A 15,116-nucleotide genomic window follows, 5' to 3' on the forward strand; every position below is an offset into this window, starting at 1 on the left:
GGTTCCGCGTCGGCTCGGACGCTCCCGCGTACCCCGGATGTGGTACCCGCCGGGCGTCGGGCGAACGGGGCAGGACTGTTCCGCGGCGTACCGGGAAAAACGCCCGGGACGCACCTGGGGAGGAGCGACGGATGACGCGTGGCGCCGGCTTGACCATCGGGGTGCTCGGCTCGTACGGCGGGCGGAACCTCGGCGACGAGGCCATCCTCACCGGCCTCCTGGCCGACCTGCGGGAGCAGGAGCCGAACGCCCGGATCATCGTCTTCTCACGGAACCCCGCCCACACCCGGGTGGCCCACCCGGACGTGGAGGCGGTCCCCTGGGAGGGCGTCAGCCGCAACGACTCGTCCGTCGTGCTCGCGCAGCTCGACCTGCTCATCCTGGGCGGCGGCGGCATCCTCTACGACCGCGAGGCGCGCCGCTACCTGCGCGTCGTCCGGGTGGCCCAGGAGCGGGGCCTGCCGCTGCTGACGTACGCGGTGGGGGTCGGCCCGCTCAGCGAGACCGTGGACACGGGGATGGTGCGCGAGACCCTGGCCGGTGCCACCCAGGTGACCGTGCGGGACCAGGAGTCCCGGATGGTGCTGGAGGAGGCCGGCCTGCTGAACCCGATCACGGTCACCGCCGACCCGGCTTTCCTGCTGGAACCCGAGGACTTCCCCGAGCAGTTGCTGCGTGAGGAGGGCGTGCCGGCCGGCACGCGGCTGGTGGGCATGAGCGTACGGGAGCCCGGCCGGGCCGCCGAACGGCTCGACATCGACGGTTATCACCGGCTGCTGGCGCAGATCGGCGACTTCCTCGTGCAGCGGATCGACGCGTACGTCCTGTTCGTCCCCATGGAGCGGGACGACATCCGGCACTCGCACGGGGTGCTGTCGCACATGATCGCCGCCGAGCGGGGGCGGATCCTGCACGGCACGTACTCACCTCAACAGGTGCTCGGCCTGATGCGCCACTTCGACCTGGCGGTCGGCATGCGGCTGCACTTCCTGATCTTCGCCGCGATGGTCGGCACCCCGTTCCTGCCGCTGCCGTACGCCGGCAAGGTCTTCGACCTGGCCCAGCGGCTCGGCGTGCCGGCGCTGCGGGGCGTGGAACGGGAGGTGGAAGGCCCGCTGCTGGCGGAGGTCGACCGGCTGTGGGACGAGCGGGAGCAGCGCGCCGACGCCACCGCCCGGCGGGTCGCCGACGTGTGCGAGGAGGCCCGCGGCACCTCGCAGGTCACCCGGGCCGTGCTGGAGAGCCTCCGGGCCCAGTCCATGATCCGCGTCGGCGCCTGAACGTGCCGTGCCGGCTGACCGGACCGCCGATCAGCCGCCGCGGGTCCACCGCCGGCTCAGACCGCCGGGCCGCGCCAGCAGTAGCGCCACCGGTCGCCCGCGCCCTCCACCGTCTCCAGCTCGTAGATCTCCGCCTCCGCGAGCCCGCCGTCGCCCAGATGGTGGTGGGTGAGTGGCGGCCGGCCGTTCGGGTCCAGCTCGACGGTGACGCTCTGCCCGTCGGCCGCGCCACCGACCAGGGGGATCTCCGCGGTTGATGCCATGCGCCCATCCTGCCCCGAGCCGCGTACCCGCGCAGCGGAAGCGCCCGCCGCGCTCAGGCGGGACGGGGGAGCAGGGCGGGCGGGTACTCCATGCCGTCGTGGGTGCAGGCGGCGGCCGCGACGCGGGCCGCGTACGCCGCCGCGTCGGCCAGCGCCGCGCCGCGCAGGCGGGCGGCGATCAGGCCCGCCGCGAAGGCGTCACCGGCGCCGTTCGTGTCGACGACCGGCGCGGGCGGCGCCGCGGCGGGTACCCGGGTCGGCGCCCCGCCGGCCGGGTGCACGTCGGCGCCGTCGCCGCCACGGGTGACCACGACCGTCCGAGGTGCCAGGCCCGCCGCCACCGTACCGGCGCGGTCGTCCAGCCGGACCGCGCTGACGAAGACCAGGTCGGCGGCCTCCGCGAACGGTAGGTGGTACGGGTTCGCGCCGTCCCAGTCGTGCAGGTCGGTGGAGAGCGCGGCCCCCTCGGCGAGCGCGGCCCGCACCTCGGGCAGCAGGTCCCGCGCCCAGTCCATGATCGAGACGTGGACGTGCGCCGCGCCCCGGATCAGCGCCGCCAGCTCCGCCGGCGGGAACGGCGCCGGCCCGGACCACGGCCGGGGGTCGTAGAGCGAGCTGCGCCGCCCGGCCGCGTCGACCAGGTTCACCGACCGTCGCGTACCGGCCGGGGCGTCGGCCAGCACGGCCCGTACGCCGGTGCGCCCCAACGCCGCCCGTACCACGTCGCCGGTCGGGTCGGCGCCGAGCACGTCCACCACCGTCACGCGCAGACCGAGCGCGTGCGCGGCGAGGGCGACACCCGCCCCGGTGTTGCCGATCCGCAGGTCGATCGGATCGACGGTGAAGGAGTCGGCGGCGGGCAGCGGAAGCGCCGGGACCCGGACCCGCACGTCCACCCCGAGGCCCCCGATCACGAGCAGGTCGTCCACGGCGGCGACGATAGCCGGTCGGGGCCGCCTATCCTGGGCCCGGGCGTCGACGAGGGGGAGCGCGTGCTGGTCATCCACGGGTCGTGGCGGCCCGGCACCGGGCTCGCCGTCTGGGCGGAGGACAGCACGCTCCCGCCCCATCCCCCGCGCCGTCCCGGCCGGGCACCCCGGGAACGTCCGCATCCGTTCGCCGCCGACCACGCCGCGCTCGCCGCCGCCCTGGCCGAGGTGGCCGAGCCGACCGCGCTCGGTACGGCCCTGCTCACCCTGCCCACCCGCTCCGGCTCGCCGCTCGACTCGCCGGAACTGGTCCGCACCGGGCCCGTCGAGCCGGTCCGCGGGCCGGTCACCCTCGCCGGGTGGCGGGTCCCCGTCCTGGCGTACGCCCCGGATACCGCCCTGGCCCTGCTGCGCCGGGTCGGCGACGTGGCGGTGGCCGGGGCGACCCTGCGCCACCTCGCCGAGCTGGCGGACTTCGCCGCCGACCTGGCGGCCCGGGGCCGCGTCCTGCCCGGTGTCCTGCCGCTGGCGGGGGCCGGGGTTGCCGAGCCCGGCCGGCCGGGCGGGGAACCGGCCCGGCCGCGCGGGGCGCGATCGCGCCGGCCGGCCGGGCCGGAGCCGGCGCAGTCGGCCGAGTTGGCGGCGGTCGACCCGACGGGCCCGGACGTGACCGCGGGGCGGTCGACCGGGCCGGGCGGGCCGGCCGCCAACGCGCGGGCGGTGTGGCGGCCCCTGCTTACCGGTACGGACGCCGCCTGGGCCCGCTCGCTCGCGCTGGCCCTGCCGCCGGCCGCCCGGGCCACCGTGGAGGTCCTGCTCGATCCACTCGACGCCGCCGGCATCGTGGGGTCCGGCGGGGCGGGATCAGCCGACGCCGCCGGCATCGCGGCGGTGGGCGGTCCGGACCCGACGCGGGACGACGGTGGGTCCGCGAGCGGGACCGCCGTCGCGCGGGCGGGCGGGTGGCCCGCCGGCCGGGACGGTGACGGGTGGGCCCCGGGGGAGTTGGTCGCCGACGCGCTCGACGCGCTCACCGACGCCGCCGTGCGGGCCGCGCTCGCCGACGCCGTGCTCGCCAAGGGCGTACGCCGGCTCGGTGCGGTGCCGGCGTGGCTCGCCGCGCTCAGCGGCCCGCACCGCGACTTCGCCGCCGACCCGGCGGCCCTGGCGACACTCCGCGACGAGCTGGACGCCTGGCAGCGCGACGCCGCGGGCGGCGCGGTCCGGGCCAGTTTCCGCCTGGTCGAGCCGTCCCTCGACGAGGTCACCGAGCCGGTCACCGTGGTGCCGGCGGACGCCTCGGTCCAGGCTCGAACCGGCGGGCTCTGGCGGGTCGAGTTCGGCCTCCAGGCCGCCGACGAGCCGAGCCTGCACGTCGACGCTGGGCGGATCTGGCACGAGCCGGAGACCGTCACCGGGTTGGTCAGCCCCGAGGAGACGCTGCTGGCGGAGCTGGGCCGGGCCAGCCGGCTCTGGCCGGAGCTGGATGCGGCGCTGCGGACCGCCACGCCGGAGGCGCTGGTCCTGGACGTGGAGGGCGCGCACCGGTTCCTCCGGGAGGGTGCCCCGGTGCTGCACGCGGCCGGGTTCGCCGTGCTGCTGCCGTCGTGGTGGCAACGCCCGTCGTCCCGGCTCGGCGCCCGCCTCCAGGCGCGCAGCCGGACCGCTCCGGGCACCGTCGCCGGGGCCGGCGGCGGTGTCGGGCTGGACGCGCTGGTGGACTACCGGTGGGAGGTGTCGCTCGGCGACCACCCGCTGACCGCCGACGAACTGGCGTCCCTCGCGGCTCTGAAGACACCGCTGGTACGCCTGCGCGGCCGCTGGGTCGAGCTGGACCCGAAGCGTCTCGCCGCCGGCCTGCGGCTGCTCCGCTCGGCCGGCGAGCTGACCGTCGGTGACCTGCTGCGCCTCGGCCTGTCCGACGCCGAGACGGACGCGCTGCCCGTGCTGGATGTCAGCGCCGACGGCGCGCTGGGCGACCTGCTGGCCGGCACGGTGGAGCGGCGGCTCACCCCGCTGGACGCGCCGCCGTCGTTCCGCGGCACGCTGCGCCCGTACCAGCGGCGGGGACTGGCCTGGCTGTCCTTCCTCCAGTCACTCGGCCTGGGTGGGGTGCTCGCCGACGACATGGGTCTCGGCAAGACGGTCCAACTGCTCGCCCTGCTCGCGGGCGACCCGCCGGACGCCGGCCCGACCCTGCTGGTCTGTCCGATGTCGCTGGTCGGCAACTGGCAGCGGGAGGCGGCGACGTTCGCGCCCGACCTGCGCGTCCACGTCCACCACGGCGCCGAGCGTGCCCGGGGGGACGCGTTCGCCGACGCCGTGCACGCGGCGGACGTGGTCCTCACCACCTACACCGTGGCCGCCCGCGACGCCGTCGACCTGGCCGGCATCGATTGGCACCGGGTGGTGGTGGACGAGGCGCAGGCCATCAAGAACGCCTCCACCCGGCAGGCCGAGGCGGTCCGCGCGCTGCCCGCCCGGCACCGGATCGCCGTCACCGGCACCCCGGTGGAGAACCGGCTCGCCGACCTCTGGTCGATCATGCAGTTCGCCAACCCGGGCCTGCTCGGCCCGGCGGCGACGTTCAAGAAGCGGTACGCCGAGCCGATCGAGCGGCACGGCGACACCGACGCCGCCGAGCGGCTGCGCCGGATCACCGGCCCCTTCGTCCTGCGCCGCCTCAAGACCGACTCCTCGATCATCTCCGACCTGCCGGAAAAGCTGGAGATGGAGGTCGTCTGCAACCTGACCGCCGAGCAGGCCGCCCTCTACCGGGCGGTGGTCGACGACATGATGGCGCGGATCGAGTCCAGCGACGGCATCGAACGCCGGGGGCTCGTGCTGGCCGCCATGACCCGGCTCAAGCAGGTCTGCAATCACCCGGCTCACCTGCTGCGCGACGGCTCCGCCCTGGACGGTCGCTCCGGCAAGCTGGCCCGGCTGGAGGAGATCCTCGACGAGGTCCTCGCCGCGGGGGAGAAGGCCCTCCTCTTCACCCAGTACGCGGAGTTCGGCGGCATGCTGCGCGCCCACCTGTCGGCCCGCTTCGGCCGGGAGACGCTGTTCCTGCACGGGGGCGTCGGCAAGGCCGACCGGGACGCGATGGTGACCCGGTTCCAGTCCCCGGACGGTCCGGCGCTGTTCGTCCTGTCGCTTAAGGCCGGCGGCACCGGGCTCACCCTCACCGCCGCCAACCACGTCGTGCACGTCGACCGCTGGTGGAACCCGGCGGTGGAGGACCAGGCCACCGACCGGGCGTTCCGCATCGGCCAGCGCCGGCGCGTCCAGGTCCGCAAGTTCGTCTGCGCCGGCACGGTGGAGGAGAAGGTCGCGGCGCTGATCGCCGACAAGCGCCGCCTCGCCTCGACGGTCGTCGGCACCGGCGAGCAGTGGGTCACCGAGCTGTCCACCGCCCAACTGCGCGACCTGTTCCGTCTGGAGGCCGGGGCGGTGGTCGAGTGAGCCCGCGAGCCGGTGGCGGCACGACCGATCGCGGTGGCGACGGCGTCCCCGGGCGGTTCGCCGACTACGGGCCGCCCCGCAAGGTCGAGGGTGGACTCCGGGCGCGCAGCACCCGCGGCGCGATCGGCCGGTCCTGGTGGTCGCGGCGCTTCCTGGAGGTGCTGGAGTCGTTCGCCCTCGGTACCCGCCTCACCCGGGGCCGGTCGTACGCGCGCGCCGGCCAGGTGGTCCGCCTCGACGTGGCGCCCGGCGAGGTGACGGCCGTCGTGCAGGGCTCCCGCGCCCGCCCGTACGACGTGCGCATCGCGCTGCCGGCCTTCCCGCCCGAGCTCTGGGCGCGGCTGGAGGCGGACCTCGCGGCGCAGGCGTTCTTCAGTGCCCGCCTGCTCGCCGGGGATCTTCCGGCCGAGCTGGAGGAGTTGTTCGCCGCGGCCGGCGCGCCGCTGTTCCCGGCCGGCGTCGCCGAGCTGAAACAGCGGTGCAGCTGCCCCGACGCCGCCGTCCCCTGCAAGCACCTCGCGGCGACCTTCTACCTGCTCGCCGAGGCGTTCGACGCCGACCCGTTCCAGTTGCTGCACTGGCGGGGCCGGCACCGGGACGAGCTGCTCGACCGGCTGCGGGTCCTGCGCGGTGGCGTGGCCGGTCCCCCGGCCGTCCGGTCCGCCCCGGACGGTCCGCGTACCACTGTGGAGGTTCCGCCGGTCGGTACCGCGCGGGCGGTCACCGGGCTGCCGCCGGCGCCGCTGGCCGAGGCGGTGGACCGGTTCTGGTCCCCGCCGGTGCCGCTGCCCGACCGGCCACCCACCCTGATGACCGGGCCGGACCTGGTGCTCCGTCAGCTCGGCGCGCCCGCTCCCGCCATCGGCGGGCCGGGGCTGGTGGAACGGCTGCGCCGGGCGTACCGGCGGCTGGCTGACTGACCGGCGGAAGGACCGGCGTCGCCCGTCGTGGCGTCACAGCCAGCGCTGTCGGAAACGCCACATGACCGCGGCGTTGGCCACCAGGACCACCGCGCAGATCGCGCCGGCCAGCCGTCCGGCCAGTACGGTCGTCGCCGGCAGTGCCGCCCAGAGAACGATGGTCAACAGCATCAGCCACCGGCCGCGACGTCCCCGTGCGCGGTTGTCCAGTCGGGCGAAGAACGCCGGGTCGCTCTCCCGGAGGTGGCGGGTGATCTGCTCGAACCTGCGCTGATCCTCTTTGCTGAGCATGTGCCTTCCCCTCACGCGTTCAGCAGCGGTTCGGCGGCATACCCGCTGCGGCGGCGGCTCACGCTCCCCTGTTACCGCCTGTTTGCGGTCGCGGGCCTCGCCGCGCGGAAACCGCCCGGGCCGCGCTCGGGATCGCGCGAACCGCCGGCGTGGGAACGGCGACGCACGGTGCGCGGGGTGGCCGTTCCGGGGCTCTTGAGGACCGGGTTATCCGAACCTTAAGTTTGCCTGTGCCGTTGAACGGTGCTATCAGCGCCGCGTGCGCCGGAAACGTTACGCGCGTGCCCGGCCCGCCCGCGTCGGCCCTGCTCGGGACCGTCTGTCCGGTGCCGGTCGGCCGCCGGGGCGGCTCCGGGGCGCTGAGGGCCGTCTTAAGTGCCGGTTGGGGGCCGTCCGACGCTGCTTGAAGGCCTCTCACCCCTTGGCTACCTTGCCGTAGCAACCCCCCAGGCATCAGCCGTCGCACCCGTATCCTGCCCGGTCACGGTCGTTGCGGCGCAGCAGAAACGGATTGGTACATGGCCGACCAGAATGTGCCACCACCACACCGATCGTGGGACGACCGCGGGTGGGACGGGCGACCGCACCCCGAGGCGTACCGCGACGAGTACGCGTCCACCCCGTACGCCTACGACGCGCCCCAGTCGCCGGCCCCGCAGGGCCCCCAGTGGGTCGGCCCGAACGGCTTCGGGCCATCTGTCACGCCGGCCCGCACCCCCGGCGCCGGACTGCCTACCCTGGACGACGGCGGTGAACCCGGCCGCCCGGTGGGCCGCCGCAAGGCGCTCGCCGCACTCGGCGGCACCGCCGCGGTGGTCGCCGGTGGCGCCGCGCTGGCGATGACACCGCAGGTGCGGGGACTCTTCGGTGACGACGTGGTGGCCGGCGACGCCACCGGCACCCAGGTGACCGACGGCACCGCCGCCCGCCCCAGTGGGCAGCAGCCGAGCACGGTGCGCACCTACACCGAGCAGAACGAGAGCTACATGGGCTCGCGGGCCGGTGCGGCGCTGAAGAAGAACAACCCGGCCGGCGGCCGGACGTTCTCCGGGCCGGCGGCCGCCGCCGCGGAGACCCCGGTGACCGTCAAGACGGTCCTCGCCAAGGACCCGATCCTGCACCTGGCCCGGCGGGCCACCTTCGGCGTGACCCCGAAGGTCCTCGCCGACATCAAGGACCGGGGCATCGACGGCTGGCTGCGCTGGCAGCTCGACCCCGACAAGGTCGCCCCGACGAAGGCCGAGCTGAAGCTCGCCGAGCTGCCCACCCTCAAGCTCAGCACCGACCAGCTGCGCGCGCAGCGCGACCAGCTCAACGAGCGGGGCGCCCAGCCGGAGCGGGAGATGGTCGACGCCACCATCGCCCGGCAGATCTGGTCGGACCGCCAGCTGTACGAGGTCATGGTCGACTTCTGGAACGACTTCCTGCACGTCGCGGCCGACTTCGACGGCGGCGAGGTGTACCGGAACTCCTTCGACCGGGACGTGGTGCGGCCGCACGCCCTGGGCAGCTACCCGGACATGCTGCTCGCCGCGAACCGGCACCCCGCGCTGCTGCTCTACCTCAACCAGAACGACTCCCGCGCCGACGCGGTCAACGAGAACCTCGCCCGGGAGAACCTGGAGCTGTACTCGGTGGGCGTCGACGGCGGCTACACCGAGAAGGACGTCCGGCAGGCGGCCCTGCTCCAGACGGGACGCGGCGTCGCCGACGGCAAGTACGTCTTCCGCCCGGAGCGGCACTACGTCGGCAAGGTGAAGATCCTCGGCTTCACCCACGCCAACAACTCGAAGGACCCGAAGAAGGCCGAGGCGGCGATCGACGCGTACCTGACGTACATCGCCCTGCACCCCTCGACGGCGAAGTACGTCGCCCAGAGCCTGGCCACCCGGTTCGTCTCGGACACCCCGCCGAAGTCCCTCGTGGACCGGCTGGCGAAGACGTACCTGACCAACAAGGGCATGGTCAAGCCGCTGCTGATGACCCTCTTCAGCTCCTCGGAGTTCTGGGCCGCGGTGGGGCAGAAGGTCCGCCGGCCGATGGAGTACCTCGTCGCCACGTACCGGGCGCTCGGCGTCTCGCCGGAGGCGTCGCCGGGCCACGACAACCGCGACAACCGGCGCACCCCGTTCGGCCGGGGCCTGCGGCAGATCCAGGACAAGATGCGCGAGCTGGGCCAGTACCCGATGGGCCAGCCCACCCCGGACGGCTACCCGGACGTCTACGTCGCCTGGACGTCGGCCGGGACGATGGTCAACGGCTGGAACGAGGCCGGCGAACTCGTCGCGGCCCGCCGTACCGTCTTCACGTACACGAAGCCGGAGAAGCTGGTGGCCCGACCGCCGGCGACCGCCGGGGCGTACGTGGACGCGCTCGCCCAGCGGCTGGTCGGCCAGAAGCTGAGCGCCAAGGAGAAGTCGCTGATCCTCGGCATCGCCGGCCTGTCGGCCGGCGCCCGGGTGGACGCGACGTTCAACGGGGCCGTCACCGCCGTCGCGCGGGCGATCCTCGCTTCCCCCCAGCACCACCTCCGGTGAGGCCTCCGATGGAGAAGACCGTGTACTCGTACCCCCTGCACCCCGACTGCCCCGACGTGCGGCGGCTGGCCGACAACCCGGCCGAGGCGCTGCTGCGGGCGGAGGCCGACATCGTCGCCGCCGAGAACGCCGCCGAGCGGGACCGTTACCGTCGCCTGGAGGAACTGGAGGAGGCGCAGCAGGACGGCCGCGGCGTCACCCGCCGGACCTTCGTGGCCGGTGCCGCCGCCACCGCCACCGCCCTGGCCACCGCACAGTTCGTCACCACGTCGGCGTCGTTCGCGGCGACGAAGACCGGCACCCTGATCCACGTCTTCCTCTACGGCGGGCTGGACGGTCTGAGCCTGGTCGCACCGGCCGACGACCCGGTGCTCGCCCGGGCCCGCCCGGACCTGCTGCTCGCCGACGACTCCCTGGCCGTCGGCCGCGGTTTCAAGCTGACCAGCGCGTTCAAGCCGCTCGAACCGTGGCTGCGCGCGGGCAACCTCGGCTTCGTGCCCGGCGTCTCCGACGAGCGCCTGTCCCGCAGCCACTTCCAGGCCGCGGATGCCTGCAACCTCGGCGGCCTGCCCGGTGAGACCGGTGGCCGGGGCTGGCTGGACAGCCTGGTCGACGCGCTCGGCAAGGGCACCGCGTTCCGCAGCGTCGGCATCGGCAGCACCCTGCCCCGCTCGCTGGTCGGCACGAACGGCGCGCTGTCGTTGAACAGCGTCGGCTCGTTGCGGCTCAACGGCGAGGAGAAGTACCGCGCGGCGACCGAGAAGGCGATCCGTGGCCTGTTCACCGGGATCAACCACCCGGTCGAGGAGGCGGTCCAGGACGGCCTCGGCGCGCTGGCCACCGCGCAGCGGCTCGCCGCGAAGCCGTACCAGCCGGCGGAGGGCGTCGAGTACCGGGGCGTCGGCCGTGCCTTCCAGCAGCTCGCCCAGCTCATCAAGGGCGGCGCCAACGTCCGCGTCGCCACCGTCGGCATGGGTGGCTACGACACCCACGAGAACCAGGGCACCCGCGACGGCGGCCAGCTGCACCGGCGGCTGGGCGAGCTCGCCTCGGCGATGGCCGCCTTCTTCACCGACCTCGGCGACCTGGCCGCCGACGTGACGATCATGGTGTCCAGCGAGTTCGGCCGGCGCGTCGCCTCCAACGGCGGCGGCACCGACCACGGGCACGGCGGCGTCATCACCGTCCTGTCCGGCCGCAAGCTCGCCGGCTCCCTGCTCGGCACCTGGAACGGGTTGAACCAGCTCGACTCCGGCGACGTACCCGAGTACAACAACATGTTCAACGTCTACGGGTCCGTGGCGCAGGGCCGGTTCGGGCTCACCAACGCGGAGGTGGCGAAGATCTTCCCGCGGATGAAGTACGCCCCGATGAAGCTGTACGCGTGACGTACCCCCGTACCCACGCCACCGGCCGCCGGGCCGGGACGACACCGTCCCGGGCCGGCGGCCGGCCGGCTGCCGACGTACGCCCCCAGGTGCCGCCGCGGCGCGGACCCGGCGGCCGGCGGGTGCTGGCCGCGCTGCTCGTGCTCGGCCTGCTCGCCAGCGTGCTGCCCTGGTGGCTGGACACCCCCGCCGGCTCCCTGAAGACCACCGCCGCGACCCTCACCGCCGCCGGGCGGATCACCGGCCTCGTCGCCGGCTACCTGCTGCTCGTGCAGGTGCTGATGATGAGCCGGCTGCCGGTGCTGGAGCGCCGGATGGGCGGCGAGCAGATCGCCCGCTGGCACCGCGACCTCGGCGCCACCCTGCTGGTCGCGGTGCTCGCGCACGCGGCGCTGATCCTGGTCGGGTACGCCGACCTGGAGGACAACCCGGTCCTCACCGAGGCGGGCGTGCTGCTGCGCGACTACGAGGACATGGTCTCCGCGTTCGCCGCCGCCGGCGTGCTGGTGCTGATCGGCTTCACCAGCGTCCGGGCGATCCGCCGGGTGCTGCCGTACGAGCTGTGGCACGCGCTGCACCTGTCCAGCTACCTCGCGCTGCTGCTCGGCTTCGGCCACCAGTTCAGCAACGGTGCCCAGCTCTTCCGGTCCGGCCCGGTCCGCACCCTGTGGATCGCCATGTACGTCGTGGTCGTCGCGGCCCTGGTCTGGGGCCGGGTGGTCGCGCCGCTGGCGTTCAACCTGCGGCACCGGCTGCGGGTGGCCGACGTGGTCGCGGAGAGCCCGGACACGATCTCGATCTACCTGACCGGGGAGCGGCTGGGCGAGCTGGACCTGCTCGGCGGCCAGTTCTTCCGCTGGCGGTTCCTCACCCGCGGCTGCTGGTGGCAGTCGCACCCGTTCTCCGTCTCGGCCGCCGCCAACGGCCGCTGGCTGCGGCTCACCGTCAAGGTGGTCGGCGCGTACACCCGGGACCTCCGCGACCTCGACCCGGGGACGCCCGTCTGGGCGGAGGGACCGTCCGGCACGTTCACCGCCGCTCACCGGACCGGCGACCGGGCGCTGCTGATCGCCGGCGGTAGCGGGATCACGCCGATCCGGGCGATGCTCGAGGAGCTGCCACCGGGCTCGGCGCTGATCTACCGGGCCCGCACACCGGCCGACGTGCTGCTGCACCGGGAACTGGACTGGCTCGCCCAGGCCCGGGACGTGCGGATCTGGTACGTCATCGGCTCCCGGAACGACCCCGGTCCCCGCCAGGTGCTCACCCCGGACGGGCTGCGCGGGCTGGTCCCCGACCTCGTCCGCCGGGACGTCTACCTGTGCGGGCCGCCCGGCCTGGTCGCGCAGTCCCTGGGGGTGCTGCGCCAGGCCGGCGTGCCGCGCCGGCAGGTCCACCTCGCCACCTTCGAGTTGTAGGAAGGGCATGTCCATGCGTCGCGCCCTGCTCGCGATCACCGGCCTGGCCGCCAGCACCACCGCGATGGTGGTGCTGAAGAGCGGCCCGGGCGCCGGCCCGGTCGCCCAGGAACTGCCCGTCGAGGGGCGGCCGGTGACGCCCGCTCCCGCCGGGCCGGCCCCGGCCGACGGCGGCGCCGCCGAGCCCGAGGCGTCCACGTCGGGCGCCGCCACGTCGCCCCGGCCCAGCCGCAGCGCCACCCGCGCCCCCGCGACGCGCCCCACCTCCAATGCGCGGGTGCCGTCCGCCCCGCGGACGAGCAGCACGCCGGCCCGGCCGACCACGCGGACCGTGACCGGGCCGGTGGTGGAGAACGAGTACGGAGCGGTGCAGGTCCAGATCACCCTCTCCGGCTCGCGAATCGTCGACGCGGTGGCGCTGGAGCTGCCGGAGGAGACGGCCCAGTCCGACCAGCGCAGCCAGCAGGTGGACGATCGGTACAGCGGCACGTCGGGGCTGGTGGTGCAGCAGCAGGGCGCGGACCTCGACACCGTGTCCGGGGCGACGGCCACCAGCGACTCGTACCGGCAGTCGCTGCAGGCCGCGATCGACCGGGCGAACTAGGGCCTGTGCCGACGTCACCGTCCGGCCACGCCGGGGCCTCGGCGCCGGCCCTGGTCCCGGCGTCGCCGGCCCGGCCCGGCCTGCGCCGGGTCGAGCAGGTCATGGGTACGCCGATCAGCCTCGACCTCGCCGACGACCTGCCCCGCGCCGAGCTGGACGAACTGGCCGACGAGGTCTTCCGCTGGCTCCGGGAGGTGGACGCCCGGTTCAGCACGTACCGGGCCGACAGCGAGGTGTGCCGCTTCGACCGGGGGGAGCTGCTGCTGTCGGAGGCGTCGGCGGACCTGCGGCTGGTGCTGGAGCGCTGCGCCGACCTGTGGGGCGCCACCGACGGGTTCTTCGACGCGTACGCCACCGGCGGCCTCGACCCGTCCGGCTACGTCAAGGGCTGGGCCGCCCAGGTCGCCTCGGACCGGCTGCTCGCCGCCGGTTCGGCCAACCACTGCCTCAACGCGGGCGGCGACGTACGCGTGCGCGGGTTGTCCGCCTCCGGCCGGCCGTGGCGGGTCGGCGTCCGGCACCCGTGGGACCCGATGGCCACCTGCCTGGTGCTGACCGGCTCCGACCTGGCCGTCGCCACGTCCGGCGGCTACGAGCGTGGCCACCACGTGCTCGACCCGCGCCGGGGGGCGCCGGCCCGGGGACTGCGGTCGGTCACCGTGGTCGGCACCGACCTGGGGCTCGCGGACGCGTACGCCACGGCGGCCGTCGCCATGGGCGGGGCCGGCGTGGGCTGGCTCGACCGGCTGGCCGGCCACCGGCACGCGATCGTCACCGACGACGGCCGCCTCCTGCACTCGACGGGCCTTCCCCTGGCACCCTGATCCGGCCCGTCGGTGGCTGGACTCAGCGGGCGGGGCGGCGGGTGCCCGCGGGGCGGGAGCCGAGTGGACGGGGCCGGCCGGGACGGGAGCCCGCCGGTCGGGTGCCGGCCCAGCGGTACCGGGGCCGGTGGTGGCGTGGCGGCTCGGCGCCGCCCGGCTCGCGCCTGGTGTCGTCGGTGGACATGCAACCCCCCGCTCGTGGCGCGTCCGCGCCGTCACCAGGTCCAACGAGCCGGACCGCCCGGACGACGCTGCCGTCCGCGGGCTCACCTGGCCGACCGTCGGGGCGACGCTGCGGGCCGCGGGCGGCCGGCCGGCGCTGCGTCTCAGCGGCCCCGGCGGGGCAGTGGCAGGTGACCCGGGAGCAGTTCGGCGACGAGCGTGACCCCGCTCGCCTGTAACTCCCCGATCAGGGTGTTCTGCAACAGGTACGAGTCGGGCAGTTGCCAGCGCGCCTGCTCCGGCGCGACCACCCAGCGGACGGTGCCCTCGGGCAGCCGGGTCGGGGGCGCCGGGATCCACGAGCCCGGCCCGTGCCGGACGACGTGGAAGCAGTGGTCCAGTTCGGGTCGCAGCGGGTCGCCGGGGCGGACCAGGAACATCCAGCGACCGGTGGGGGTGGCCAGCACCGGCCCGCGGACGGCGAGGCCCGCCGGATGGTTCTCCATGGCCGCGAGCACCTGCCGGCCGAGGTGCGCCGGCACCTCCAGCACGTCGAACGCCCGGCCGGTGGGGAGCAGCACCCCGTGCGGACGGGCGCGCCACCACGTCGCCACCCGGGCCGGGTCGGCGCTCGCGGCGTGCTCCCAGTCCTCCAGGGCCGGGTGGCAGCCGACGGTGGGGCAGCCGGCCCGGCCGCACACGAAGCGGCTGCGGGCCAGGCACGCACCGGGCGTCACCTCCCAGCCGTGCAGCGCGTAGCGTACGGCGACCCGGCGCAGCCGTACCCGCTCCAGAGGCGACAGTTGAGCGACGCGTGGTCCGACATTCCCCCACATGTGTGCGATCTCCCCTCGTCGGACCCGGCCGGTGCACAGGTGGCACGTCGAACACCGTCACTGCCGTAACCCGCGGTCGTTGAGTTGACGAACGGCTGATGCAACTTGCACGAAAACTACGAGGATCAGCCGTACGGCTGACGCACACACTGTGCGACCAGCGAAAACCTGAACACGAAGCGTCGCGCCCGAGGAGAAC

At 75.0% G+C, this 15,116-nt stretch carries 12 protein-coding genes; 8 read left to right on the forward strand and 4 right to left on the reverse strand.

Features of this window, described 5'->3' with window-relative positions; all coding sequences use genetic code 11:
* Positions 1-131: 131 nt before the first annotated feature.
* Entirely contained in the window at positions 132-1,280 is a 1,149-nt protein-coding gene (locus tag GKC29_RS12045) for a polysaccharide pyruvyl transferase family protein (protein WP_155330905.1), read from the forward strand.
* 56 nt (positions 1,281-1,336) lie between these two features.
* Here the strand turns inward: GKC29_RS12045 and GKC29_RS12050 are convergent, their stop codons facing one another.
* Positions 1,337-1,543, reverse strand: coding sequence for a hypothetical protein (locus tag GKC29_RS12050; RefSeq protein WP_155330906.1), 207 nt, complete (start codon positions 1,541-1,543; stop codon positions 1,337-1,339).
* A 53-nt stretch (positions 1,544-1,596) separates the two neighbouring features.
* Positions 1,597-2,472, reverse strand: a complete 876-nt coding sequence (locus GKC29_RS12055) for a carbohydrate kinase family protein (RefSeq protein ID WP_155330907.1) — start codon at positions 2,470-2,472, stop codon at positions 1,597-1,599.
* A gap of 63 nt (positions 2,473-2,535) precedes the next feature.
* On the opposite strand from GKC29_RS12055, the gene GKC29_RS12060 reads away from it, so the two are divergent.
* On the forward strand, positions 2,536-5,937 hold the full coding sequence (locus tag GKC29_RS12060) for a DEAD/DEAH box helicase (RefSeq protein ID WP_155330908.1): 3,402 nt from the start codon (positions 2,536-2,538) through the stop codon (positions 5,935-5,937).
* Complete coding sequence (locus GKC29_RS12065; protein WP_155330909.1) at positions 5,934-6,857, forward strand: SWIM zinc finger family protein; 924 nt, start codon at positions 5,934-5,936, stop codon at positions 6,855-6,857. The genes GKC29_RS12060 and GKC29_RS12065 overlap by 4 nt, the downstream gene beginning before the upstream one ends.
* A 33-nt stretch (positions 6,858-6,890) precedes the next feature.
* Here GKC29_RS12065 and GKC29_RS12070 read toward each other — a convergent pair whose 3' ends face one another.
* Positions 6,891-7,148, reverse strand: a complete 258-nt coding sequence (locus tag GKC29_RS12070; RefSeq protein WP_155330910.1) for a DUF3040 domain-containing protein — start codon at positions 7,146-7,148, stop codon at positions 6,891-6,893.
* A gap of 518 nt (positions 7,149-7,666) precedes the next feature.
* Here GKC29_RS12070 and GKC29_RS12075 point away from each other — a divergent pair.
* From GKC29_RS12075 to GKC29_RS12095, 5 genes are all read left to right on the forward strand, one after another.
* Entirely contained in the window at positions 7,667-9,685 is a 2,019-nt protein-coding gene (locus GKC29_RS12075) for a DUF1800 domain-containing protein (protein WP_155330911.1), read from the forward strand.
* A gap of 8 nt (positions 9,686-9,693) precedes the next feature.
* Positions 9,694-11,073, forward strand: coding sequence for a DUF1501 domain-containing protein (locus tag GKC29_RS12080; protein ID WP_155330912.1), 1,380 nt, complete (start codon positions 9,694-9,696; stop codon positions 11,071-11,073).
* Complete coding sequence (locus GKC29_RS12085) at positions 11,070-12,491, forward strand: ferric reductase-like transmembrane domain-containing protein (RefSeq protein ID WP_155330913.1); 1,422 nt, start codon at positions 11,070-11,072, stop codon at positions 12,489-12,491. The genes GKC29_RS12080 and GKC29_RS12085 overlap by 4 nt, the downstream gene beginning before the upstream one ends.
* A gap of 7 nt (positions 12,492-12,498) precedes the next feature.
* Complete coding sequence (locus GKC29_RS12090) at positions 12,499-13,095, forward strand: FMN-binding protein (RefSeq protein ID WP_230689005.1); 597 nt, start codon at positions 12,499-12,501, stop codon at positions 13,093-13,095.
* A 101-nt stretch (positions 13,096-13,196) separates the two neighbouring features.
* Positions 13,197-13,919, forward strand: coding sequence for an FAD:protein FMN transferase (locus tag GKC29_RS12095; protein WP_155334102.1), 723 nt, complete (start codon positions 13,197-13,199; stop codon positions 13,917-13,919).
* A gap of 326 nt (positions 13,920-14,245) precedes the next feature.
* Here the strand turns inward: GKC29_RS12095 and GKC29_RS12100 are convergent, their stop codons facing one another.
* Positions 14,246-14,917: a bifunctional DNA primase/polymerase gene (locus GKC29_RS12100; RefSeq protein WP_155330914.1), complete on the reverse strand. Its 672-nt coding sequence runs from the start codon at positions 14,915-14,917 to the stop codon at positions 14,246-14,248.
* Positions 14,918-15,116 lie beyond the last annotated feature (199 nt).

The organism is Micromonospora sp. WMMC415, from assembly GCF_009707425.1.
Taxonomy (GTDB): Bacteria; Actinomycetota; Actinomycetes; order Mycobacteriales; family Micromonosporaceae; genus Micromonospora.